At 72.2% G+C, this 24,254-nt stretch carries 20 protein-coding genes and 1 pseudogene; 11 read left to right on the plus strand and 10 right to left on the minus strand.

All coding sequences use genetic code 11. The features are described from left to right. Nucleotides 1-4: 4 nt before the first annotated feature. Nucleotides 5-268, minus strand: a complete 264-nt coding sequence (locus tag ABT160_RS07420) for an acyl carrier protein (RefSeq protein WP_351644732.1) — start codon at nt 266-268, stop codon at nt 5-7. Nucleotides 269-672: 404 nt separating this feature from the next. Here ABT160_RS07420 and ABT160_RS07425 point away from each other — a divergent pair, with 404 nt between their 5' ends. Genes ABT160_RS07425 through ABT160_RS07450 form a run of 6 tightly spaced genes read left to right on the plus strand, consistent with a single transcriptional unit; the run spans nt 673 to nt 11,686 of the window. Further along, a complete protein-coding gene (locus ABT160_RS07425; RefSeq protein WP_351644734.1) occupies nt 673-3,867 on the plus strand; it encodes a non-ribosomal peptide synthetase in 3,195 nt (1,064 codons plus the stop codon). Between the two features lie 25 nt (nt 3,868-3,892). Then, entirely contained in the window at nt 3,893-7,066 is a 3,174-nt protein-coding gene (locus tag ABT160_RS07430) for a non-ribosomal peptide synthetase (protein WP_351644737.1), read from the plus strand. 52 nt (nt 7,067-7,118) lie between these two features. After that, complete coding sequence (gene dpgA / locus ABT160_RS07435; RefSeq protein ID WP_351644739.1) at nt 7,119-8,213, plus strand: 3,5-dihydroxyphenylacetyl-CoA synthase DpgA; 1,095 nt, start codon at nt 7,119-7,121, stop codon at nt 8,211-8,213. A gap of 25 nt (nt 8,214-8,238) precedes the next feature. Then, a complete protein-coding gene (dpgB, locus tag ABT160_RS07440; RefSeq protein WP_351644742.1) occupies nt 8,239-9,003 on the plus strand; it encodes an enoyl-CoA-hydratase DpgB in 765 nt (254 codons plus the stop codon). Then, entirely contained in the window at nt 9,000-10,364 is a 1,365-nt protein-coding gene (gene dpgC, locus ABT160_RS07445) for a (3,5-dihydroxyphenyl)acetyl-CoA 1,2-dioxygenase DpgC (RefSeq protein WP_351644744.1), read from the plus strand. The genes dpgB and dpgC overlap by 4 nt, the downstream gene beginning before the upstream one ends. Continuing rightward, on the plus strand, nt 10,361-11,686 hold the full coding sequence (locus tag ABT160_RS07450) for an aminotransferase-like domain-containing protein (protein ID WP_351644745.1): 1,326 nt from the start codon (nt 10,361-10,363) through the stop codon (nt 11,684-11,686). Before dpgC ends, ABT160_RS07450 begins: the two co-directional genes overlap by 4 nt. A gap of 304 nt (nt 11,687-11,990) precedes the next feature. Here the strand turns inward: ABT160_RS07450 and ABT160_RS07455 are convergent, their stop codons facing one another. Continuing rightward, the gene (locus tag ABT160_RS07455) at nt 11,991-12,827 is read right to left on the minus strand and encodes a helix-turn-helix domain-containing protein (protein WP_351644748.1); all 837 of its coding nucleotides are present in this window, start codon (nt 12,825-12,827) and stop codon (nt 11,991-11,993) included. A gap of 118 nt (nt 12,828-12,945) precedes the next feature. Between ABT160_RS07455 and ABT160_RS07460 the strand changes: the two genes are divergently transcribed. Continuing rightward, a complete protein-coding gene (locus ABT160_RS07460) occupies nt 12,946-14,010 on the plus strand; it encodes an aldo/keto reductase (RefSeq protein WP_351644749.1) in 1,065 nt (354 codons plus the stop codon). 34 nt (nt 14,011-14,044) lie between these two features. On the opposite strand, the gene ABT160_RS07465 is transcribed toward ABT160_RS07460, so the two are convergent. The 5 genes and pseudogenes from ABT160_RS07465 to ABT160_RS07485 all read right to left on the minus strand — a co-directional run bounded on the left by ABT160_RS07465 (nt 14,045) and on the right by ABT160_RS07485 (nt 16,270). Continuing rightward, nucleotides 14,045-14,347, minus strand: coding sequence for a helix-turn-helix transcriptional regulator (locus tag ABT160_RS07465; protein WP_351644750.1), 303 nt, complete (start codon nt 14,345-14,347; stop codon nt 14,045-14,047). A 110-nt stretch (nt 14,348-14,457) separates the two neighbouring features. Continuing rightward, nucleotides 14,458-14,643, minus strand: a complete 186-nt coding sequence (locus ABT160_RS07470; RefSeq protein WP_351644752.1) for a hypothetical protein — start codon at nt 14,641-14,643, stop codon at nt 14,458-14,460. Between the two features lie 286 nt (nt 14,644-14,929). Continuing rightward, nucleotides 14,930-15,349 (minus strand): arsenate reductase ArsC, encoded by a 420-nt coding sequence (locus tag ABT160_RS07475; protein WP_351644753.1) that lies wholly within the window; start codon nt 15,347-15,349, stop codon nt 14,930-14,932. A 70-nt stretch (nt 15,350-15,419) separates the two neighbouring features. After that, a pseudogene (locus ABT160_RS07480) lies at nt 15,420-15,884 on the minus strand (arsenic resistance protein); the annotation flags it as partial. Further along, complete coding sequence (locus ABT160_RS07485; RefSeq protein ID WP_351644756.1) at nt 15,881-16,270, minus strand: ArsR/SmtB family transcription factor; 390 nt, start codon at nt 16,268-16,270, stop codon at nt 15,881-15,883. The pseudogene ABT160_RS07480 and the gene ABT160_RS07485, both read right to left, overlap by 4 nt. A gap of 105 nt (nt 16,271-16,375) precedes the next feature. On the opposite strand from ABT160_RS07485, the gene arsM reads away from it, so the two are divergent. Together arsM and ABT160_RS07495 are read left to right on the plus strand one after the other, a co-directional pair. Next, complete coding sequence (arsM, locus tag ABT160_RS07490; RefSeq protein ID WP_351644758.1) at nt 16,376-17,266, plus strand: arsenite methyltransferase; 891 nt, start codon at nt 16,376-16,378, stop codon at nt 17,264-17,266. A 144-nt stretch (nt 17,267-17,410) separates the two neighbouring features. Then, entirely contained in the window at nt 17,411-18,088 is a 678-nt protein-coding gene (locus ABT160_RS07495; RefSeq protein ID WP_351644760.1) for a hypothetical protein, read from the plus strand. 172 nt (nt 18,089-18,260) lie between these two features. Here the strand turns inward: ABT160_RS07495 and ABT160_RS07500 are convergent, their stop codons facing one another. From ABT160_RS07500 to ABT160_RS07510, 3 genes are all read right to left on the minus strand, one after another. Next, nucleotides 18,261-19,631: a lipase family protein gene (locus ABT160_RS07500; protein WP_351644762.1), complete on the minus strand. Its 1,371-nt coding sequence runs from the start codon at nt 19,629-19,631 to the stop codon at nt 18,261-18,263. A 388-nt stretch (nt 19,632-20,019) separates the two neighbouring features. Beyond that, on the minus strand, nt 20,020-20,835 hold the full coding sequence (locus ABT160_RS07505; protein ID WP_351644765.1) for a hypothetical protein: 816 nt from the start codon (nt 20,833-20,835) through the stop codon (nt 20,020-20,022). 173 nt (nt 20,836-21,008) lie between these two features. Continuing rightward, the gene (locus tag ABT160_RS07510; protein ID WP_351644767.1) at nt 21,009-22,700 is read right to left on the minus strand and encodes an RICIN domain-containing protein; all 1,692 of its coding nucleotides are present in this window, start codon (nt 22,698-22,700) and stop codon (nt 21,009-21,011) included. Between the two features lie 306 nt (nt 22,701-23,006). On the opposite strand from ABT160_RS07510, the gene ABT160_RS07515 reads away from it, so the two are divergent. Together ABT160_RS07515 and ABT160_RS07520 are read left to right on the plus strand one after the other, a co-directional pair. Then, a complete protein-coding gene (locus tag ABT160_RS07515) occupies nt 23,007-23,501 on the plus strand; it encodes a hypothetical protein (protein ID WP_351644769.1) in 495 nt (164 codons plus the stop codon). Then, entirely contained in the window at nt 23,485-24,078 is a 594-nt protein-coding gene (locus ABT160_RS07520; protein WP_351644770.1) for a DUF3885 domain-containing protein, read from the plus strand. Before ABT160_RS07515 ends, ABT160_RS07520 begins: the two co-directional genes overlap by 17 nt. The last annotated feature ends 176 nt before the right edge of the window (nt 24,079-24,254 follow it).

The raw sequence follows: 24,254 nt of genomic DNA on the forward strand, positions 1-24,254 counted from the left end.
GGGCTCAGCGCTCCGACGGGGAGGCCGCGACCAGCCGGCCCAGGGCGTCCGGGCTCCGCGCCTCCAGGACGTCGAGGTAATCGAGCTCTCTCCCCGTCTCCTCGAACACGCGATTCACGATCTGCACGGCCCGGAAGGAGTCTCCGCCATTGTCCAGAAAACTGCGTGCCGGATCGATTTCCGCACCAAGAATCTCGATCCAGAGACTCTTCATGAATTCACCGAAAGGTGAAACTCCATCGGCAAGAACTTCGTCGGATACAGACATTCCACGCCTCCCTGACCTCTCGTGAATACACCTGAGGAATTTTGCGCAGCAGAGGCAAAAGGAAGTAGGAAAAACTCCCGCCGACCCCCGTTGGCAGTGCGCACACGTCGGCTCCAAGCCGTCAAGACGCTCGCCGTACGCTACATATCCGCAGGCCAGAGGGCAATGTGAGCCACGCCACGCGTCGCCGGGGTGCCGACATGAAGGCTAAATCGGACTATTCATCAGCCCCTTCCCGGGAATGCAAAAAATACTCGGTTGACGAGATCGGCAATCTCGTCCTAGGTTCCGAAGCGGCCCGGCGCCACCTGTGACACGGTTCGTGATGCCTGCTTCTCCGACCGGTTCGGCGCCTTTGTCCGCCCACTCACCGACACGACAGTCCTAACGGGGGTTGAGGAAGCGTGCATTCTATCGATCAGCCTGCGGATATTGGATCCGCGGACCTTCCGGAGGCAGCCGAGGACGGCCCGAGACCGGCCTCCGCCGCGCAACTGCGCTTCTACCTCCTGGACCAGCAGGGTGGCCGGGCCACCGTCGTCCACCACCTCACCGCCGAGGGCCCGGTCGACCGGGACCGCTTCCTGCGCGCCGTACGCACCGTCGTCGCCGAGCACCCCGCCCTGCGCACCTCACTGCACCCGGGCCCGGAGGGCCTGGCCCAGCGCACGCACCCGCCGGCGGACATCGATGTCCAGGTCCTCTCACCCGAGCCCGGCGAGGTCGAGGGCGTGCTGGCGCGGCAGACGGCGCTCGTCGCCGAACCCTTCACGCACGCCACGGGCCCCCTGTGCCGGATCCGCGTCGTGCACGCCCCGGGCCGGACGCACTGCCTGCTCGGCGTGCACCACGCCGTCTTCGACGACGAGTCGGCCGGCATCCTGCTGCGCTCCCTGGCCCGCGCCTACGCGGAGCCCGCGTCGTCCACGGGAACGGCCCGGCGGGTTCAGGACCTCGCCGACGACCCCGGGCGAACCGCGCTGCTGCGAACGTTCTGGACCACGACGCTCGACGGGCGGTCCGCCGACACCACGCTGCCGCACTTCGCCCCGCCGCCGCCCCCGGTGGACGACGGAGCGGAGCGGTTCGGCGTGACCACCCTGGAGCTGGGCGACGAACTCTGCGGCGCCGTGCGCGACACGGCGATGGGTTCGGGGGCCACTCCCTTCGCCCTGGTGCTCGCCGCCGTCGCCACCGTCACCGGGTGGTACGGCAGTTCGCGGGACGTGGTGCTGGCCACCGTCACCGGCACCCGGTCCGGTACCGGACCGGCCGCCATCGGCTGCCACCAGAACACCCTCCCCGTACGCATCGCACTCACCGGGCACGACACGGCGAGCCTGCTCGACCACACGATGGACGCCCTGTTCGACGCGGTGGAGCACGCCGACCTCCCCATCGAGGAGATCCTGCGCGTGACCGGCGCCGAGCGACGGCCGGGCCGCACCGCCCTCACCGAGGTCCTGTGCGCACAGACCGCCCACCAGCCCCCGCACGACGAGGGCGGCCTGCGCTGGCGGCTGGCCACCCGGCAGGGCGCCGACCCCGCGCACCCGCTGAGCGTGACGCTGCATCACCGGGCCGACGGCTCGATGGTCCTGGAACTGGGTCACGACGCGACGCGCATGCCGGCGCCCCAGGCGCGCCTGTTCGGGGCACACCTGCTGGGCGCGCTGGGGGCGCTCACCGAGTCGGCCCCCCTCCCCCTGGACCAACTCCGCCTGCTCACGCCGGAGGAGACCGCCGCGGCGGCCGGGCCCGCGGCGACGACCGCCCCGCACCCGCCGGTCCACATCGCCCTCGCCGACCACGCGCGCCGCACTCCCGACGCCACCGCCGTGCGTACCGGGTCCGACGCACTCGGCTACGCCGAGCTGGACGAGCGGGTCGCGGGCCTGGGAGCCGCGCTCATCGCGGCCGGCGTCCGCCCCGGCGACCGCGTCGGCATCAGCCTGCCGCGCACCCCCGAACTGGTGGTGGCGATGCTGGCGGTCTGGAAGGCGGGCGCCGCGTACGTGCCGCTGGATCCCGACTACCCCCACGAGCGCCTGCGCTACATGGTGCGGGACGCGGACCTCACCGCGATCGTGGGCACCCGCGAGCTCGAGCCCGGACTCCCGCTGCTCGCCCCCTCCGCACGGGCGTCCGCGCCGCGCTCCTGGCCCGTGACCGACCCGAGCGCCCCCGCGTACCTCATCTACACGTCCGGCACCACGGGCCGCCCCAAGGGCGTGGTGATCCGGCACGAGAACCTGACGGCGCTGCTCGCCGCGATGGAGCACGAGACGCACGGGGTCCCGGACGTCGTCATGGCCGGCACCAGCGTGTCCTTCGACATCAGCGGCCTGGAGATCCACTGGCCACTCGCCCGCGGCCGGACGCTGTTCCTGACCGATCACCGCTCCGTGGCGGTCGAGCCGGTGCCGGCGGGTGCCCTCTACCAGTGCACGCCCTCCGTGGCACGCATCCTGACCGGAACCCCTGCCGGACGCGCGCTGCTGGAGCGGCTCGGGGTGCTGCTGGTCGGCGGCGAACCGCTGCCCGCCGACCTCGCGGCGGAGCTGTGCGACCTGGTTCCCGGGCCCGTGCTGAACTGCTACGGACCGACGGAGACCACCATCTGGTCCACCGCCTGGCGCGTCGTGCCCGGCCAACCGGTCCACATCGGGAGCCCGTTGGCCGGTGAGGAGTGCCAGGTCGTGGACGACGACGGGCGCCGCCTGCCCGCGGGGTGCCCCGGACGCCTGTTCATCAGCGGCGCCGGAGTCGGCGACGGCTACTGGCGGCGTCCGGAGCTGACGGCGGAGCGCTTCGTCGCACAGGACGGCTCCGCCGGACCGGCGTACGACACCGGGGACCTCGCCGTCCTCACCCTGACCGACGGGCTGCGCTGCCTCGGCCGCGCCGACGCCCAGGTGAAGGTCCTCGGCCAGCGCATCGAGCTGGAGGAGGTCGAGACCGCCCTGCGCAGACACCCCCGGGTGAGCGACGCGGTGGCCACGGCCACGGCCGACGCCACCGCCGTGGCGGTCTGCGTCGTCCTCCGCGACCCGTCCCCCGGTGACTCCGTCGCGGCCGCGACGGAGGAACTGGCCGAGGAACTCGGCTCGTTCGCACGGACCTGGCTCACCGGCGCGATGGTGCCGGCCGTCTGGCTCGTCGCCCCCCGCCTGCCCCAGCTGCCCAACGGCAAGCGGGACCGGGCAGCGGTCGCGCAGTGGGCCGCGCGCGGCGCCACCGTCCCCGCGCCCGCCGGTCCCGTCCCGGCGGGGGCGGCACACGAACAGGTCCGCGAGGCCTGGGAGCGGGTCCTGTCACGCCCGGTCACGGACCTCGACGCGGGCTTCTTCGAACTGGGCGGCAGCTCCGCCGACCTGGTGCGCCTCCTGGCGGTGCTGAACACCCGGTACCCCTCGCTGCGCGTCGCCGACCTGTTCCGCCACACGACGGTGCGCGCACTGGCCTCGCACCTGGACGACGTCTCCCGCGCCGCCGCGCACTCCCCCGCTGTCGCGCGGGCCGCTGACGACCGCTCGCGCGGCGCCGACCGCGCCCGGGCCCTCAGGAGCTGGAACCGCCGGCCCGACCGCTCCCGCTGACCACCGAACAGAAGGACCGAGATCCGTGGGAACCGATCCCTCCACCACAGCCCTCCTCCAGGCCGCGGCGGCCACCCCCGTACAGGAACACCACTACGTCCGCCACGAGCTGACCGGCGACGGCCCGGCCGGGACCGTGCAGGCGGCGTACGTCCTGACCGTCCCTGTCAGCCCGCAGGACCTGCGGGCCGCCACGACGACCCTCATCGGCGGCCTGCCCTCCCTGCGCACCCGCTTCGCCTTCCGCGGCACCGGTCTGGTCCAGCTCACGGACCAGGAGGGAGCGTGCGACTGGCAGGTGCGGGACCACCCCGGCGCGGACGACGAAGCGGTCGCCGACTGGCTGTTCGCCCAGCGCGCCCGGGAGTTCGACCTGCACGACGGTCCGCTCGTGCGCGCCGCGCTGCTCCGTACCGACGACGCCCGTTGCGTCCTGGCCCTGACGGCGCACCGCGCGGTCACCGACCGGCACGCCCTGGACACCGTGGCCCGCCGGGCCGTGGCCGTCGCCCTGGGGGCGGACCCGGCCACGCACCCCCTCGACGACGTCCCCGGCGCCACCACCGGGTCCGCGGCGGGCGACGAGGCCGCGGACCGCGCCTTCTGGACCGCCGAGCTGGCGGGGGACCTGCCGCGGCACGCACTCGCCCGCGAGGAGGCGGACCGCCACACCGGACCGGGCCTGCCCCGGACCGTCTCCGCCTCGCTGCCCGCCCCGGACCTGGAACGGCTGGCGGCCGTCTGCGCACGCGAAGGGGTCACCCTCGGCGCGGGCCTGCTGGCCGCGTACACCGTGCTGGTCAACAGGTACTCGGCCACCGACGACGTGCTGGTGCACGTGCGTCCCCGCGAGGACCTGCCCTGCGCGCCCGAGCCCGAGCGTCTCGTGCGTACCGGCCTGACCGCCGGGGAGACCTTCCCCCAGCTGCTCCGGCGGATCGGATCGGGACTGCGGAGCACCGCCCGTCACGCGACGCTGCCCGTCCCGTGCGTCCTGCGCGAGGCCGGGCTCGTATGGCCCGGGGACCAGGACGCCGTCCTGCCGGTCTCCTTCACCGCCGTCCCGGACCTGGACGAGCGGCACGGCGCGGCCGAGACGGACTCCGGGATCCGGGAGCGCCTCGCGACCGGACAGGTGCCCGGCGCCGACCCGTACCCGACGCCCACGGTGCCTGCCAGCGGTGTGTGGCTGACGGTGCGGAGGGGCACGGACGGGCCGGTCGCGGTGCTCGACGGTCCCCTCTCGTACGCGTGGCGCACCCGTTTCCTCGGTCACTACGCGACGCTCCTCTCCGACCTCGCGGCCGACCCGGACAGGCCCGTCGCCGCACTGCGCGTGCACACGCCCGCCGAGTCCGCGCGCCTCCAGCCGCTGCCGCGGGTACCCGGCCCGGCGGACTCCGGCCCCCCGGCCCACGAGCTGTTCGCCCGGCACGCGGCACGGCGGCCGGACCGGATCGCCGTGACGTTCCGCGGCGAGCACCTGACCTACGGCGAGCTGGAGGAGCGCGCCAACCGTCTGGCACAGCACCTGCGCGCCGCCGGCGTCGGCCGCGGCACCCTGGTGGGCCTGGGCCTGCCGCGCTCCTTCGACCTGGTCGTCGGAGTGCTGGCCGTGCACAAGGCCGGCGGCGCGTACGTCCCGCTCGACCCGGCCTACCCGGACTCGCGGCTGGCCTACATCGTCGAGGACACCGGCCTGGCCTTCGCGGTGGTACGGGACGAGGCGGAGGCCGCCCGCCACCGCGACGCCATCGGGACCGTCGTGGCGCTGGAGCCGGACCGCGAGCTGATCGCCGCCCGGCCCCCGGTCGCGCCCCCGCCGGTGGCCACCCAGGACGACCTCGCCTACGTCATCCACACCTCGGGCTCCACCGGGCGCCCCAAGGGCACCCTGGTCGACCACCGCAACCTCTCCCGGCTGTTCACGAGCACCGCGACCTGGTTCTCGTTCGGCCCGGAGGACGTGTGGACGCTCTTCCACTCGTACGCCTTCGACTTCTCCGTGTGGGAGCTGTGGGGCGCGCTGCGCCACGGCGGACGGCTGGTGGTGGTCCCCGGGGACACGGCCCGCGCCCCCGGCGAGTTCCACCGGCTGCTGCGGGAGGAGGGGGTGACGGTGCTCAACCAGACGCCGTCGGCCTTCTCCCTGCTGATGCACGCCGACCGCGAGTGGGCCGACGGCGCGCCGGACGGCGCGGCCGGGCTGCGCCTGCGCCAGGTCGTCTTCGGCGGCGAGGCGCTGGACCCGCGGGCCTTGCGGCCGTGGGTGGAACGCCACGGCCTGGACCGGCCGCGCCTGGTCAACATGTACGGCATCACGGAGACCACGGTCCACGTCACGTACCACGTCCTCACCGAGGACGACCTCGGTGCCCCGGGGCCCGCCGTCATCGGCGAGGCGATCCCCGACCTGTCCCTCTCGGTCCTGGACGCCCAGGGCCAGCCGGTCCCGGAGGGGGTGCCGGGAGAGCTGTACGTGAGTGGCGCGGGGGTGGCACGCGGCTACCTCAAGCGCCCCGACCTCCAGGCGGAGCGCTTCCTGACGCATCCCGCGGACCCCCGGGTCCGCGTCTACCGCACGGGCGACGTCGTCCGTCGGCGCGCCGACGGAGCCCTCGAGTACCGCGGCCGCTCCGACGACCAGGTGAAGATCCGCGGCTTCCGCATCGAGCCCGGTGAGATCGCCGCCGCCCTCGTCGCGCAGTCAGACGTCCGCGACGCCACCGTCGTCGTACGCGACACCGGCAGCGGCAGGGAACTCGTCGCCTACGCCGTGCCCGCGCGCCCCGGCGCCACGGCCGACGCGATCCGCGCCGCGCTGGCGGCCACGGTCCCCGCCCACCTCGTCCCCCACCACGTGGTCCTCCTGGACTCCTTCCCGCTCACCTCCAACGGCAAGGTCGACAAGGCCAGGCTGCCCGCACCCGGACAGCCGCCCGCGCCGTCGGGCCCCACCGAGCGGTACGACGAGATGGAGGCCCGGGTGGCGGCCGTGTGGGCGGAGGTCCTGGAACTCCCCCATGTCGGCCTGGACGACAACTACTTCACGATCGGCGGGGACTCCATCCGCCTCGTCACGGTACTCAGCCGCTCCCAGGAGACGGGCCTCGCCGTCGAGCTCCCCGACCTCCTGGTCCACCAGACGGTGCGGGAGCTGGCCGCCCACCTGGTACGGGCCCAGGGTCCGACGGCATGAGGCGCGACGACCCGACGTGTACCGACCGACGCACCACCTAAGGAGCACATCCGTGGGAGTCCCCGGCGAGACATCGCCCTTCCTTCCGACCGGAGTCGAGGTCCTGGGAGTCGGCACCGCCGTTCCCGACAACTCCTACACGCAGCGGGAGATACTCGACGCCTTCGACATCTCCGACCAGCGCGTCCGCTCGGTGTTCCTCAACAGCGCCATCGAGCGCCGCAACCTGGTCCTGCCGCCCCTGCTCCCGGACGGGACCCGGGGCACCGAGAGCCAGGGCGACCTGCTGCGCAAGCACGCGGGCAGTGGAGTCGCCATGGGCCGCGAGGCGGTGCTGAACTGCCTCAAGGAATCCGGCGCCCGCCTGGAGGACGTGCGCTACCTGTGCTGCGTCACCTCCACCGGACTGCTCACGCCCGGATTCTCGGCGTTGCTCATCAAGGAGCTCGGGATCGCCACGACCTGCTCCCGCCTGGACGTCGTCGGGATGGGCTGCAACGCCGGTCTGAACGCCCTGACGGCGGTGTCGGGTTGGGCGGAGGCGCACCCCGGGCAGCTGGCCCTCATGGTGTGCGTCGAGGCCTGTTCGGCCGCGTACGTCTTCGACGGCACGATGCGCTCCGCAGTGGTCAACAGCCTGTTCGGGGACGGCTCGGCGGCCGTCGCCGTGCGCTCCGCGGCGGACGGCCCCTCCCCGGCGGACCGCGGCCCTGTCCTGCGTCGCTTCTCCAGCCGGATCATCCCCGAGGCCGTCGACGCGATGCGCTACGACTGGGACGACGACCACGGCAAGTTCAGCTTCTACCTCGACCCCGAGGTTCCGTACGTGGTCGGGGCGCACGCCGAAGAGGCGCTCGGCAACCTGCTGGAGGGGACCGGGCTGCGCCGTTCCGACATAGCCCACTGGGTCGTGCACTCGGGCGGCAAGAAGGTCATCGACTCGGTGCGCGTCAACCTGGGGCTGAGCCGGCACGACGTGCGCCACACCAGCGGGGTGCTGCGCGACCACGGGAACCTGTCCAGCGGCTCGTTCCTGTTCTCCTACGCCCGGCTGGCCGCGGAGGACGTGGCACGCCCGGGCGATCACGGCGTTTTCATGACCATGGGGCCCGGTTCGACGATCGAGATGGCCCTTGCGAGCTGGTAGCGAAGGACGAGGAAGAGGACTCCCGATGAACAACCACAGCACGGCACTGCCCGGCGACGCGCGTGCGGCCTCCGCCGCGGACGCGTCCGCCCACACCGTCGACACCACCCTGCCGCTGCGCGAACTCACCCGCGCCCTGGGCGCCTTGTGCGATGTCCTGGAGGAGGAACACCCGCCGGTCGCGGTCGTACGCGTCGTCGGACCCGGCCCCGAGACCTCGCCCGGCACACCGGACGCCGTGACCGTCCAGGACGTGAACCGGTGGGAGCGCGTGGTGCGCCGGTTCGAGCGGACCGCCGTCATCAAGTGTCTTATGGTGGCCGGGAGTTGCACCGGAACGGCACTGGACCTGCTGCTCGCCTCCGACTACCGGGTGGCCGCGCCGGACCTGTCCCTCCAGCCGCCCCGGCACGACGGACGGCTGTGGCCGGGCATGTCGCTCTACCGGCTGGTCCGGCAGGCGGGGGTGACGGAGACCCGCCGACTCGCCCTGCGCGGCGAGCCCGTAACGGCCGAGCAGGCACTGCGGCTGGGCCTGGTCGACGAGATCACCGACGACCAGGAGGCCGCGGCGCGGGCCCTGTCGGCCCGCTTCCACGGCACCGCGCACGAGGACTTCGCCGTCGTTCGCCAGCTGCTCCTGGAGGCACCGTCCGCGGAGTACGAGGAGGCGCTGGGCGTGCACCTCGCCGCCTGCGACCGCGAGCTGCGTCGCCGCGCGGCGGCGCGGGACTCCGCCGGGGACCCCGTCGCGGCCCTGCCGGACTCCGGTACGGAGGCCGCCGCGTGATCCCGGGCACCACCCCGTCGACACAGCCTCCGCCGGACCCCGCGCCACGGCTGACGGGCGAGATCAGCGCGGACGCCCGGGTCCTGGCGGAGTGCGCCGCCGCGACCGACGCCCTGCTGGCCGGGCTGCCGGGCCGGGCGGACCGCACCGCGGAACAGCAGCGGACGGCCGAGGCCGCGCTGGTCACCGCACGCGAGGTCCGGCGCGCCTTCCTGGCCCGGCACGTGGACGAGGTGTACGGGCTCCTGACCGACGCCGGTTCCGTACGGCTGAGACTCCCCGAGTTGCTGCGAGAGGCCGCCGACCGCTTCCCCGGTCTCGTGCCCACCGAGGAACAGATGCGCGCGGAGCACGCGCGGATCCAGGCCGCGCGCGACGGGCGCGAGGTCGATCAGGCGGTCTTCTGCGGAGCGGTCCTCCGCTCCCCCGCGGCAGGCACCCACCTCATCGACACCATGCTGCTCCCCACGAGCCGCGCCCTGGACCTGCTGGAGGAGTTCCGGCGCGCCGACCGCGTGGACCTGGGCTCCGTCCTGGTGGAGCGCAGGGGACACGGCGCCCATGTGACGATCCGCAACGCGCACTGCCTCAACGCCGAGGACAACCGGCTGATGGCGGACCTGGAGACCGCCGCGGACCTGGCGCTCCTGGACGACCGCGTCCGGGTGGGCGTCCTGCGCGGCGCGCCCGTCGAGCACCCCCGCTACGCGGGCCGGCGCGTGTTCAGCGCGGGCATCAACCTCAAGGACCTGCGCAACGGGCGGATCTCGTTCGTGGACTTCCTCCTGGGCCGCGAACTCGGCTTCATCAACAAGCTCGCCCGGGGCGTGCTCACCCGGCCCGAACGCCAGGTGTGGGCCGAACGCACCGTCCAGAAGCCCTGGGTGGGCGCCGTCGACACGTTCGCGATCGGCGGCGGCATGCAGATCCTGCTCGTGCTCGACCGGGTGATCGCCGAGACCGACGCGTACGTCAGCCTGCCGGCCGCCGAGGAGGGCATCGTCCCGGGCCTCGGAAACCTGCGGCTCACCCGGCGCACGGGAGCGACCCTGGCACGGCAGATCCTGCTGGGCGGGCGGCGCGTGCGGATGACGGACCCCGAGGCCGGTCTGCTCTGCGACGAGGTCGTTCCCGCCGCGGACATGGACGAGGCGGTCGAGCGGGCGGTACGGGAGCTGGGCTCCCCGGCCGTCGCCGCGAACCGCAGCATGCTCATGCTGACCGAGGAGCCGCTGGACCTCTTCCGCGGCTACCTCGCCGAGTTCGCCGAGGTGCAGGTGGCCCGCGCGTACAGCGACGACGTCATGGCCAAGGTCGAGCGCCGCTGGCAGCAGTCCCGGACCCGGGCGGAACGGGCATGACGTACGACGCTCCGCGGCTGGACCGCTCGTCCCTGCACGCTTCGCTGGGCGAGCCGGCCCTCGGGTCGATCGGCTTCCTCAACGAGGTGATGGGCCGGTATCCCGACGCGATCTCCTTCGCTCCCGGCGCCCCCCACCCCGACCTCCTCGAGGACGTCGACCCCGAGCACCACACGCGTGTCTTCCTCGAACACCTGGTCATGGAACGGGGCTGGGATCCCGGCCGGGCCCGCCGGAGCCTGCTGGAGTACGGTCCCAGCCGAGGGCTCATCGGCGACATCGTCGCCGCCGCCCTGCGCCGCGACCACGCGATCGACGTCCCCGCACGCGCGGTGGTCGTCACGGCCGGGGCCCAGGAGGGAATCCTGCTGACCCTGCGGGCCCTCTTCGCCTCCCCGGACGACCTGTTGGCGGTGGTCACACCCTGCTTCGTCGGGGCCACGGGCGCGGCCCGCCTCCTGGGGATCGGCATCACTCCCGTGCACGAGACCGAGCAGGGCGTGGACCTGGACGGGCTGCGCCGCGCGTGCCGCGCGGCACGCGCCGACGGCCGGCGGATCCGGGCCTGTTACGTGGCACCGGACTTCTCCAACCCCGGTGGCGTCACCATGCCGCTCGCAGGTCGGCGCCGACTGCTGGACCTGGCCGAGGAAGAGGACTTCTTCCTCGTCGAGGACAACGCGTACGGATTCACCGCCCGCCCCGGCCGGGAACTGCCGCCGCTCAAGGCGCTGGACGCACGGGGCCGGGTGATCCACGTCGGTACCTTCGCCAAGGTCGCCTTCCCCGGCGCCCGCGTCGGCTACGTCGTGGCCGACCAGAGCGTCGACGGGCCCGGCGGGCCCGGGTTGCTCGCGGACGAGCTCGCCGCGCTCAAGACCATGACCACGGTGAACACGTCGCCACTGGGCCAGGCGGTCGTCGGCGGGATGCTGCTCGAGCACGGCGGATCCCTGGTGGAGCTCAGCCGTCGCAAGGCGGAGCTGTACCAGCACAACCTGTCCCACCTGGCCCACGCCCTGGACCGGCACCTCGAGGACGTGCGGCGCGCGGGCGTGACCTGGAACCGGCCCGAGGGCGGTTTCTTCCTTCGCATGGACCTCCCGGTCCCGGCGGACCTCGCACTCCTGGAGAGGTCCGCGGAGCGCTACGGAGTGCTGTGGACACCGATGGCACCGTTCTACGTCGACGGCACGGGCACCCACAGGCTCCGGCTGTCGTGCAGCTATCTGGACCCGGAGCAGATCGAGACGGGAGTGGAGAGGCTGGCGGCGTTCCTGCGTGCGGAGACCATGGGGCGGTCGACCGGGTCCGCCGCGTAGGGGCGCAAGACCGAGCACGCACTCCGTGCCTGGAGACGGGCACACCGTCTCCACCGCACCCGGTCCTGCCGCGAAGAGGCGCCGCACGTCCAGGTCCGCGGCGGACGGACGTGGCGGGTCGGCGTGCGCACCGTCCCCCACGGCTCGACCGCCGACCCGGGCGGCACGTCCGTACAGTCGTCGGCGACGCGGACGTACGCCGGGCCCGGCTACGCGGTACGCGGGTGCGCGGCCTCCGGTGGACAGGCCCCGTGCACCCGAACCCACCCGAACCGGCCCCGGACGGCCGTGAGTGGGGGCCCGTTCATGGCGCGCACAGCCGGTCCAGGGACGCGCGGCTCTCCTCGTCCGCGGGGCGGTAGACGAGCAGGCGCAACCCCGGGTCCTGGAGCGGTAGGAGGACTTCGAAGTCGACGGTGATCGCACCGGCGACCGGGTGTCGCAGCAGTTTCCGGCCGCGTCCGTTGACGCTGACTTCCCGCTCCGACCACATGCGGGCGAAGTCCTCGTCCTGTGTGGCGAATTCGGTGATGAGGGCGGACAGTTCCTGGTCTTCGGGGTGTGCGGCCCATGCCGCGCGCAGGTGGGCGATCCCGTCCCGCAGTACCTGCTCGCGGTCGGCGTAGAAGTCGCGCATCTCCGGGTGCAGCAGGCACAGCCACATCGCGTTGCGCCGTGCCTGCGGCACGGTCTCGAAACCCGGTAGCAGCCGGGCCATTTCGGGGTTGTAGGCGAGGATGTCGTAGCGGTGGTCCAGCAGCATGGCCGGCAGCGGGGAGAGGTCACCGACCAGGCGGGCCAGCGACGGCGTCGCACCGGCGGCCGGTCCGTCGGCGGGGCCGGGGCGGCGGTGTCCGGCCAGGTCGAACAGGTAGTCGCGTTCACTCGGATCCAGGCGCAGGGCGCGGGCCAGCGCCGTCAGCACCTCCGCCGAGGGCCGCAGCCCGCGCCCCTGCTCCAGCCGGACCACGTAGTCGGTGCTGACCCCTGCCAGTTCGGCGACCTCCTCCCGGCGCAGCCCCGGCGTCCGCCGGGCCTGCCGGCGCGAGGGCAGGCCCAGGCGCCCGGGGTCGAGGCCTTCGCGCCTGTTCCGCAGGAAGGCGGCCAGCTCCTGGGCGGTGTCCATGGTCAGGGTCGTCATGACGGGTCCAACCACCAGGGTGGGACCGGTCTTCCCAGGAAGTGCCCTCCCTTACCGCCCGGCCGCCGCCGTCACAGACTCGGACCCGGCAAGAGAAGCACGAGCACAGGAGGACCTGATGGCACTGACCCTCGACACCTACCGGCTGCTGGGCCGCTCGGGACTGCGGGTCTCACCGCTGGCCCTGGGTACCGCGACCTTCGGCACCGAGTGGGGCTGGGGTGCCGAGCGGGCCGAGGCCCGCAAGCTGTTCGACCACTACGTCGAGCTCGGCGGCAACCTCCTCGACACCGCCGACACCTACACCGACGGCAGCTCCGAGCGCCTGCTGGGCGAGTTCGCCCGCGAGCAGCGCGAACGCCTCGTGCTGGCGACCAAGTACTCCACGCTGCGCCGCCCCGGCGACCCCAACTCCGGGGGCGGTCACCGCAAGGCCCTGTTCGGCTCGGTGGAGGGCAGCCTGCGCCGGCTGGGCACCGACTACATCGACCTGCTGTACCTGCACGTCTGGGACTTCCGCACGCCCGTCGAGGAGGTCCTGCGCGGCCTGGACGACCTGGTGCGGCAGGGCAAGGTGCTGTACGTGGCGATCTCCAACACCCCGGCCTGGCAGGTGTCCCGGATGCAGACGATCGCCGACCTGCGCGGCTGGTCGCCGCTGGTCGCGCTGCAGCTCGAGTACAGCCTGATCGAACGCACCGCGGAGCGCGACCTGATCCCGATGGCCCGGGAACTGGGCCTGGGCGTGGTCCCGTACTCACCGCTGGGCGGCGGGGTGCTCAGCGGCAAGTACAGCCGCGACGACGTGGCCGGTACGAGCGCCAACTCCGGCGACAGCACCCGCAGGGGGCACAACCTCGTCCTGGGCACGCTCACCGAACGCAGCCTGGCCGTGGCCGAGGTCGTCCGGGAGGTCGCCGCCGACCTGGGCCGCACCCCGTCGCAGGTCGCGCTGGCCTGGACCCTGCGCAACCCGGGCGTGGCGACCACGCTGATCGGGGCCCGCACTCCCGCCCAGCTGGAGGAGAACCTGGTCGCCCTGGAGGTCGAGTTCACGGCCGCCCAGCTGGCCCGTCTGGAGGCGGCGAGCGCGATCGAGCTCGGCCAGCCGCACGACCTGCTGGCGAGCGACCAGATGCGCCAGGTGACCACGGGCGGCCTGCGGATCGAGACCCGCCGCTGACGGCCGGCCGGCAGCGGCGGGAGCCGTGGTCGGTTCACCGCTCGCGCAGGAACGACCGCAGCCAGCCGGACACCTCCTCCAGGCCCGGGGACTCCACGCACCACGGGGTACCGCCGGTGACGGGGAAGTGCAGGACCAGGCGCTCGTCGGCGGTCAGGTGGAGGGCGTCGGCCAGGGAGGCGAAGAGACGGGCGTCGAAGCGCTGGAGGTGGCCCCGCTCCAGCTCGCGGTACCAGCGCTCGCTCCTGCCCATCATCGAGGCGACTTCCAGCTGGGAGAGGACCTGGCCCCGGCGGCGGGCCGCTCGCTCCCGCCAGCCGCGGAGCAGCTGAAACATCCGGGCCCTCGGACAGGGCAGGGACCGCAGAAGATCCTCTTCTGCGGTCCCTGCCTCATCTTCAGGTCGCTACGCCGTACTCACCTCGGGAGCTGCTCGCGGGCGCCGTGTCACTCGGAGGTGTCGGTCTCCAGGGCGGGCGGCTCTTGCCAGGTCAGCGTGTCGAGCGGGTTCAGGGTCTGTGCCGGGCGGGACGGGATCCCGGTGACCGGCGGTGCGTCGTGGCTGAAACCCACGGCGGGCGGGCGCGCGGGCGCGGACGCGGCCCGGCTTGACGGCGTGTGGGTGGTGCTCATTGGGGTCCCCCTTGGATGTCGCGGGCCGTGCCCGGCTGGAAGCCCGGCTCGCGGGTTGGCTGCGTAAGCGTACCCACCTCTTGGGCCACGACTCGGACTCATACGTTCACGATTCGAGGCGTACTCCAAACACGTCTGCCGTTCGGCAGTCACATACGGCCGCCCCGTCCAGGAGCTGAGCGTAGAGTCCAAGCGCGTCCACGCCTGTGCGTGTGTCGACGACGGGCACCTGACCGCCCCTGTCCGCAGGCCATCGCCGGGAGCCCACACGCCGGCCGGATCGCGATCAGGGTTGCTCGCGCAGCAGTTCGGCGAGCAGGTCACGGACGCGGCGTTCGATCTCGTCGCGGATCAGGCGGACGCCGTCGATGCCCTGCCCGGCAGGGTCGTCGAGGGGCCAGTCCAGGTAGCGCTTGCCGGGGAAGACGGGGCAGGTGTCGCCGCAGCCCATCGTGATCACGATGTCGGATGCCCGCACGGCTTCCATGGTCAGGACCTTGGGGGTCTCGGCGGACATGTCGACACCTGCCTCCGCCATCGCGGCGACGGCTGTGGGGTTGACGGTGCCGGCGGGTGCGGACCCTGCGGAGCGGACCTCGACGCGTCCCTGGGAGAGGTGGGTGAGGAAGGCGGCGGCCATCTGCGAGCGGCCCGCGTTGTGGACGCAGACGAACAGTACCGACGGCTTCGGCAGGGGATCAGACACGGGCTCGGCCTTCCGGGGCGGCGACCGTCGGGACCGCCGGTGGGGGTTGGGGGAAGTGGCGGCGGGCGGCGAGGGCGACGAGGACCGCGGCAGCTTCGCGGTCTCCGCGGGCCAGGTCGTTCCAGATGATGACCATGGCGATGCAGCGGGCGAGCCCGACGATGATCAGGCCGGTGCGGTACTCGGGCAGGTCCGGCAGGAAGGTCCAGGCGAGCGTGAACATCAGCGCCGGGCCGACCACCCAGTTGAGCACCAGGGAGGGGATGAGCAGGCGGCGGTCGCGGGTGACCGTGCCCAGGCGGTCGTAGCGGACCTTGGCCAGGACCGGGTACATCATCACCAGCAGGCCGAGCGCGATCGGCAGGGAGACGCCGGTGACGGTGGCCTTCGCGAGCGCCGCCCCGAGGCCGGGAACGAGACGGCCCACGCACAGGCCTGCGGCCATCGCGGCAAGGATCCACACGGTGAGGAACCGGTCCAGGAACGAGAGCCGGGTCGCGACCGGCCCGGACTCCGTGACGGCAGAATCGCTCACACGCCGTTCCCGGCGGGTTCGGCCGGGGGGCCGGGGCGGGTCAGGACAGCGGCGAGGCGGTCGGTCGCGGCGGGCAGCAGCCGGTAGTACACCCAGGTGCCGCGGCGTTCGGAGTCGATGAGCCCGGCCTGCTTCAGCAGCTTCAGGTGGTGCGAGATCGTCGGCTGGGACAGGTCGAAGGCCGGCGTGAGGTCGCACACGCAGATCTCCCCGCCGTCGCGGGTGGCGATCATCGACAGCAGCCGCAGCCGGACCGGATCACCGAGCGCCTTGAAGACCTTGGCCAGGTCGGCGGCCTGGTCCTCGTCCAGGGGTGCGGTCAGCAGCGTGGGGCAGCAGGCGTCCGCCTCGTCCTGACCCAGGACCACGAGCTCTTGTTTCGACATTCTTCTATGTTGACGTTCTTCGATGCAGCGCGCAAGGTTGCATCGAAGAACGCGAATACACACCGGTGAGGGACCCTCCAGGTCCTGCTTTCAAGGGAGCCAGCCATGCCCGAGCAGTCCACCGAGCAGCCCACCGACCTGCGCGAGACCGTCCGCCAGCGTTACGCCGCGGCCGCCGTCCAGGTCACCGGAGGCGGCAGCGCCTGCTGCGGACCGGACGCCATCGAGATCGACGACAACTTCGGTTCCGCCCTCTACACCGGTACCGAGCACGAGACCGTGCCCGCCGAAGCCGTCGCCGCCTCCCTCGGCTGCGGCAACCCCACCGCGGTCGCCGACCTGAACGAGGGTGACCGCGTCCTGGACCTCGGCTCCGGCGGCGGCATCGACGTACTGCTCTCCGCCCGCCGCGTCGGACCCACCGGCAAGGCCTACGGCCTGGACATGACCGAGGAGATGCTCGCCCTCGCCCTCGCCAACGCGGCAAAGGCCGGTGCCACCAACGTCGAGTTCCTCAAGGGCACCATCGAAGCAATCCCGCTCCCCGCCGCGACGATCGACGTGGTCATCTCCAACTGCGTCATCAACCTCTCCACCGACAAGCCCGCGGTCTTCGCCGAGACCTTCCGCGTCCTGGTCCCCGGCGGCCGGATCGGCATCTCCGACGTCGTCGCCGACGACGTCCTCACGCCCGCCCAACGGGCCGAACGCGGCGACTACGTCGGCTGCATCGCAGGTGCCCTGTCCTTCACCGAGTACCGGGCCGGACTCGAAGCGGCCGGCTTCACGAACATCGGCATCACCCCGACCCACGCGGTCGCCGACGGCATGCACTCCGCCATCATCAAGGCCACCAAGCCCCGCACCACGGGAACCGACAAGAACCAGGGCGCCACGGCGCCGCTCACGCCCGGCACGGCGCCCGGCACAGCGGGCGGCACGGCGGGCGGCACGGCGGGCGGCACGGCGGGCGGCACGAACTGCTGTGGGAACTGAGGCGTCGAGGACTGCCCCATCCAGCAAGACGCTGCCGGGCTGCCGGGCCGTGAATCCGAGCGAGTTCGCTTCTGGGACAGGGCTGTTACGGGAAGTGTGGCCTCCGCCACGGCCCCGCCGGCGTGGCGCTGCTGGACTCACCCGATGCGAAGAATCGATCTTGGTGGATCCACCGGCCGCGCCGTCGTCACCGTGCTCGCCGTACTGGGCCTCGGCGCGGGACTTCTGGTCGGTTTCGAGAGCCTCAGCACCATTCCCGGATGCGGGACCACCGAGAGCGCCTACCCGTCCCTGACCGCACAGGACTGGCGGGCAGGCGCCGACCACGTCATCGTCGCGACCCCCACCCGCGAACAGCCCTCGACCGAACTCCGCCACGAGAGCGGTCCGTGGTCCGCCACGACACAGCGCACTGTCGGCCTCCGCGTCGACACCACACTGTGGTCCGCGCCCAAGCCCCGCCACACCCTCGGCACGGACATCAGCGTCGAGGCACCGGGATGGCGCACGTCCCGCACCACGCAGCAGCGCATCGACGACACCGACGGAGCCCGCCCCCGCCTGGAAACCGGCCACACCTACCTGCTGGCGCTGCGCTGGACCGGCGCCCAGTGGCTCCCGCTCGGCGAAGGAGCCGTCGTCCCCTTCGACAACCACACCGTCGGCAACGGCGAATGGTGCGGCCAGACCTACACCCCCGAGGAATTCGCCGAGGGCGAGAAGTTCTCCCGCAAAGACGCACGAAGCCTGGAGGAGACACTGCTCGGCCAGGACGAGAAAGCAGTACGGCAAGAGCTCGCCCGCACACCGCGCCAGCCCTGACGCCACGCCCCGGATCTCTGGCGGCACCTGCCGCCCGCGACCGGCTGGGTGGCTACCCGGTCCGACCGGGCGGCCACCCATCCCCACCGCGATCGCTTCGCCGCAGCCTGGCGTGGGAGCGGGCGCCACGGCTTCAGGCCCACCAACAGCCTCAGGGGCCCGGGCGCGCCCGTCACTTGGCCAGGCGCTCCGCCAGCCACGCCGTGAGCGGCGCGATGTCCGTGGTGAGGATGCCGAAGTGCTCGCCGAGTTCGGCCGGGTCAGGCGTGGCGACCTCACCCTTCTCGTACGTGACGTAGGTCATCCGGGACGTGCCGTTGCGCTTCTTCAGCTCCGTCACGAGCGAGTCGGTCTTCCCCGACTCCACGCGCGTGTCACCCTTCGCCTGCGACATCCGGACCGGCGCCGCGATGGGCAGGTCCGGGTGGGAGTCGGCGAAGTGCTTCCTCAGCACCTCGGGCGCCCTGGTGAGCGCGCTGCCCGCGAACAGCGCCTTGCGCGTGCCGAACGCGCCGTTGCCGCCGAACGAGTCCTTCGCGCTCAGCTCGGCCCGGCACTTGGAAGCGACGTCCTGGGCGTACAGCTCGCGGCCCCGCGCGGTGAAGATGCCGTCCACGTCCAGTTCGGGATGCTCGGCAGCGGCACCGGCGACGGCCATGGCGAGGAACGGCGTGTTGGACGCCAGGTCACCGGTCAGCGCGCGCAACGCCCAGAGCCCCGGGAACTGGAACGCCTTGCCGCCCTGGTAGGAGGCGGGCGCGATGGGCGCCACACCGCGCAGCTTCAGCTCCGGTGTCCACGTGGGCGCGTACGAGCCCGCGAACAGTGCGGCGTGACCACCCTGGGAGTGGCCCACGATCGTGAACTCGTCGGAGAGCAGGCGCTCTTCGGAGTTGTGCAGTTCGCGGGCGGCACGCACGATGTCGAGCACGCCGCGCCCCTCGGCCTTGCCGTTGAGGTAGGGGTGCGGCCCCTTGGTCCCGGAACCCTGGTAGTCCGTCATGACCACGGCCCAGCCCTTGTCCAGGAAGGCGTTGAGCATCGGCTGCGGAGCCAGGTTGATCTTGCGGTGCGTGTGCATCGGATCGTCCGGCCGCGCAGGGTCGGCCAGTTGCTCGGAGTCCATGGACGGCGCGCACTTGTCGGCCACGCCCACCGTTCCGTGCGCCCAGGAGACGACCGGGTAACCCCCTTCGGGGACGGGGTGCTTGGTGCGGTCGGGCAGGGCCACGATCCCGGAGACCGCGATCTCCTCGTCGGCACGCACCCCCTTGGACTCGTACAGGACGAGGTCATTGCGGGAGGCGTGGGACAGGGCCGCGGGGCCCTCCAGCTTCCGGGAGTCGAGCAGTGCGCCGTGCCGGCCGGTGAAGGGACCCTCGTGGCGGTAGAAGGGGTCGTCGGGTTCGGTGTCGGGCAGCCCGGCGAACGGCGCCGCCGCCGGCGGGGCGGACGCCGCTTGGGCGGGATGCGACGGGGCCGCATAGGCGGCTACGGCGGTGAGCGCCGCGAGTGAGAGGGACAGCGCGTACGAGATGCGCACGGGTTCTCCTGCGAGTGGGGGTGGATGGGGGAGCCGGGGCGGGGCCGGTCGTGGCGGACCCACTCCTGCCGACGTTCGGGTGACGCAGCCCTCGACGCCTGACATCGTTGTCTAGGGCGGGGGCCGGGGGCGGGGTCGCAAGCGGTGGGGCCAACGAATGGCGACTGCCCGGGAAATGATTATGAGTCAGATGATCTTGGTCGCCTCGCGGCCGAAGGTCCCGTCACGTCGTGACCAAAGACCCCTTTCGCGCCGCGGTGCGGTAGGCGTGCCCGAAAGGACACCCCCGGGTGCCACGATGCCCCCTCCCCACCACCCTCCCCCAGATGGCCCGCACCCACCCCACGGCCCGCGGGTCGGCGAGGGCGGCGGGACAGGTCAGGTCAGGTCAGGTCGCGGCAGGAACGTACGGCGCTGCTGCCGTCTGCGCCATCGTGCGGAGTCTCGTGAAGTAGGAGGCGCAGTACTCCTCGTTGATCAAGGGCACGATCTTGTCGAGGTCGTTGATGCAGTCCCACAGGGTGGCGACGCCGCTGTCGTCGAGTCCGCGGTGCAGCTCGCTTTGCACGAGCCCGGCGACGTCGGCGTCCAGGAGGATCAGCTCCACGCCGTCGAGTTCCACGCCGCGGAAGCCGTCGGGGTACGGGGCGCGCAGGTGGTCCTCCCACAGCCGGGCGAGTCCGTCTTCAGGCTGTGCTCCGCCCGCGTCGACGGCGTCCGTCCCCGCCGTGGACGGTGGGCGGAGGAGCAGAGCGACGGCATCGAAGACGGCGCGCACCATGGTGACGGCCCGGACCGGGCGGAGGGCGGCGCTCGACTCGGCACCTTGGGTGAGCTGGTCGCGGAGCAGTCGGCTGCGGTCGAGTTCGGCGGCGAGTGCGGCCGGGATGAGCCCTTCGCCGGAAGCCCGACGGATCAGGTCGTGGAGTGGTTCGTTCGTGGCCAGGCGCTCGGTGAGGGCGATCTCCAAGGCGACCAGGGAGTGGGTGACGGCGACGGTGGCGAATTCGTACCGGTAGTAGGAGTGCCGGATGAGCTCGCGGGAGGTTTCCAGCGCACTCATCACGTACATCGAAGCGCCCTCCGGCAGAACCAGGTCGACGACCAGGGCCCGCATGTCCGCATAGTCGAGAACGACGTCGCGGACACGCGGGTCCTGGGCCGGCGTGGAGAGCGGTTCGCGCGGCGGCGTAAGGCTGTTCACCAGCCCATTCTCACCGTCAGAGGGCTTTCAGGCCACCCGATTTGCTCGCGGCCGCCCTGCGCCCCGCGAGCGCACGATGTGTGGCCGGCACCCTCGTCTTTCGTCTCCTGTTCACGTGTTCACGCGAGGCGCCGCCCGCCGGTGTGCCGCGCGCGGCGCCTCTCCGGTGCGGATCAGCCGGGGTCCGAACCGCAGACGTAGTACGCCTTGCCCAGCCCCGAGACAGTGCCGGTCAGCATGCCCAGAGCGGCACCCGCTGCCGCTCCTTCAGGTCCTGCGGCAGCGCCGAGCGCGCCGCCCCTCCAGGCGCCCATCAGTGCGGCCTGCACAGCGCCCTTCACCATGCCTGCGCCCAGTTCCTTGGCCATGCACTTGTTCCACTCGTCGGAGTTCTTCGGGTGCTCGCGGCCGGGGAGGCGTACGGCCGCGGGGCGTACGGCCGTGCTCTTCGCGTTCTTGGCGGCAGCGGCGCTGCGCGCGAGGCTCCCGGCGCCGGCGGTGGCACCGGTCGAGGTCGCGGCCTGGGTCGGGGTCGCGGTCGGGAGGTACGTGACGGCGGGCATGGTCATGGAGCCGTCGATGGTGTCGCCGGGAGCGTTCTCGATGGTCTGCGTGATGACGTTCCCGGACACCTTCAGGCTGACGCGGTGGGTGGTCCCCTGGGTGTCCACGACCGTGCTCGGCCTGATGGTGCCGATCTTGGCCCCGGTGGCGGTGTCGGTGAGCTTCACCGTGTTCGGGCCGTCCTGCGACGCGGTGGTGCCCTCGGGGAGGTCCGGGGTGAACGACGCCGTCGTGGCGAAGGTCAGCGCGGGTGCGTCAGCGCTCGTCACGTTGGTGGTGCCGGGCTGGTCCGGGCTGGTGTGGGCGACGTACATCGTCGAGCCGACCGAGGAGTTGATGACGGGGACGGTCACGGTCGCGTCGCTCGTCCAGGGCTGGTTGTCCGTGTCGAAGGTCCACGTTCCCGTCACCTTCTTGCCGACGGCCGCGAAGTCGACCCATCCGTACTGCTTGGCGGGGACGGTCACGGCGATGCCGTTGACGGTGGACTCGTCCGACTCGTAGGTCGTGGTCGTCTGGAGCTGCGCGGAGATCATCGTCTGGATCGGGACGGACACCCCGACCGAGGACGACAGGCCCACCCCGAACGACTGCGACCAGCCCGAGTGGTAGATCGTGGTGAAGACCTGCGTCGCCTTGTCGGCGGTGTCGTTGTACCAGACGGACGAGGCGGGCTGGCGGGGCAGGACCTCGGGCTGGCCCTCGGACCTCTGCGTCCAGGAGCAGGTGTTGGTCTTCCTCGCGCACAGGTCGGCGTAGTAGTCGAGCGCCAGGCTCCTGGCCTCGGCCGCCTTCGCGGCCGGTACGGTCCACTCCTGGCTCGCGCTGCCGTTGCAGACGTTGGGCTGGGCCAGGATGCCCCAGAGGTGCAGGCCGCCGCGGTTGTCCATGCACCACTCGGAGCCGGTGCTCTCGTCACGGCGGATGATGCCGAAGGCGTTCGGCTTGCCGTCGACGGGACGGAAGTGCCACTGCTGGCCCTCCTGCCCGCAGGAGCGCTGGGTGGCGGGCTGGGTGGCGTAGATGCACTTGCCGGAGGTGGTGCTGGCGATGTTGAACTGGCCGGGCGCGCCCAGTTTGATCAGTCGCCACTCCTTGTAGTTCGTCCCGTCGGGAGTGACGGAGATCTGGTTCCCGTCGACGTTCCCGGTCGCGTTGAGCGTCCCGTCCGTGTTGACGAACGTGTACGTGTTGGATTGGGCGGCGCTCGCCGGCGAAGCCGTCAAGACCGGTGCGAAGAGGGTCAGGGCGACGACCGACGAGAGCATGAACCTCGTGGCCCGTCTGATGGGTCCTGTCATAACCGCTTCCTGTGCTGGGTCAATGTCGTTCCTGTCGTTCCTCTGGGGTCCGGACGCGGAGATCACCGCGGACCGGACGACTGGAACCTAGGAGCGCACCGGCGGAAAAGCACAGGTCAGACGACCGGACAAAGATGTCCGGTCGCGCCGCGGCCCCTCTGAAGCCCGTCTGAACAGGGAGGCGGGGGCGGCTCAGCGTTGTCGGACATTGCGCGCCGGGTGTGCACGCAGGACGAGCACCCGGCCGTCGCACGACCAGGTCCCTCGCTGTACGGTCCGTCGGGGAACACAAGGGGGAACGCAATAGTGGCTACGGAAAGCCTGCACTTCAGCTGGGAGCTGCGCGGGGCGGGCTGGGCGGTGTGCCGGATCTGGGACGGCGAGGCGAAGCACCGGGACGTCGTCAGCTACCTGACGAACGCGCTCGCCGACCTGCTCGGCGCGGTGGCGGGCCTCTACTCCGGCCCTCCCGGCAGCGTCCGGCGCGTCTCGTTCGACCTGGAGCCGGTGGAGTCCCGGTGGGTCCTTCGCCCGCGGGACGGACACGTACACATCGAGATCCTGCACTTCCCTGACACGTTGACGGGCGATCCGGACGAGAAGGGCAAGCTCGTCTGGACCTGCACCGCGCCCCGTACTCTCCTCGCCCACGCGGTCGTGCGGGCGACGGAGCAGGTGCTCCGCACCCACGGTGAGACCGGCTACCAGGAGAAGTGGCACAAGCACCCCTTCCCCACGGCCGAGCTGGAAGCCCTGCGCGCCCTGCACCTGACGGAGGACACCTGTGCACTCCCGCACTGAACCTGCCGACCTGGCCGCCCTGTGGCGGGCACGGCACGCCTCGGTCCTGCCCGTCGCGCACACGTTCCGCACGGTGTACGCGGACCGCTGGGTCCGTTTCCACAGCCTGCCCGAGTCGAAGCGCCACCCCGAGACGGCAGCGGAGTACGCGACGGTACTCGACCGCTACAACACCGTGCTGGACGAACTCTTCGCAGGCGGCGAGGTCTTCGTGGTGACGGTGGACTGGTCGTCCACGCCGACGGGCCCCGCCCATTACCCGCTGCGCTGGGAACTCCACCCGGAGGGCGAACGCTGGTGGACGGAGCCGCACGCGGACGATCCCGACCCGGACTTCCACACGTACACCCACCTCTACGCCGACCGCCGCCTCTGGCAGCGGGGCAGTCTCGACCCCGTCCTCCGCGCGGTCGCGGGCGACGAACTCGCCGACGTCTTCGTCACGGACACGGACTTGGCGCGCATCCACCACCCGTACGACGGCGGCGCGGACGTCATCCTCACCACTCCAGCGGAACGCGACCACCTGCGCATCCGCCACCACGACTGGCTCTCGGCATACCCGGGCGGCCTCTGACCAGCACGCCCGACGGCCGGGGCGGCGCGCGATCCGGGCGCGCGGGTCAGCACCTCGCTCTCCAGGCCCACGGCGGGCCCGGCACGCATCGAGGTGGTCGGCGTCACGAGCGGGCCGGGGCATCAGGAGGCCGTTCTCCTCACGCCGCCCCGCACGCCCGCCACGGGGTCCACCGA

It is taken from the genome of Streptomyces sp. NPDC001941, from assembly GCF_040296945.1.
In the GTDB taxonomy this organism is placed as follows: domain Bacteria; phylum Actinomycetota; class Actinomycetes; order Streptomycetales; family Streptomycetaceae; genus Streptomyces.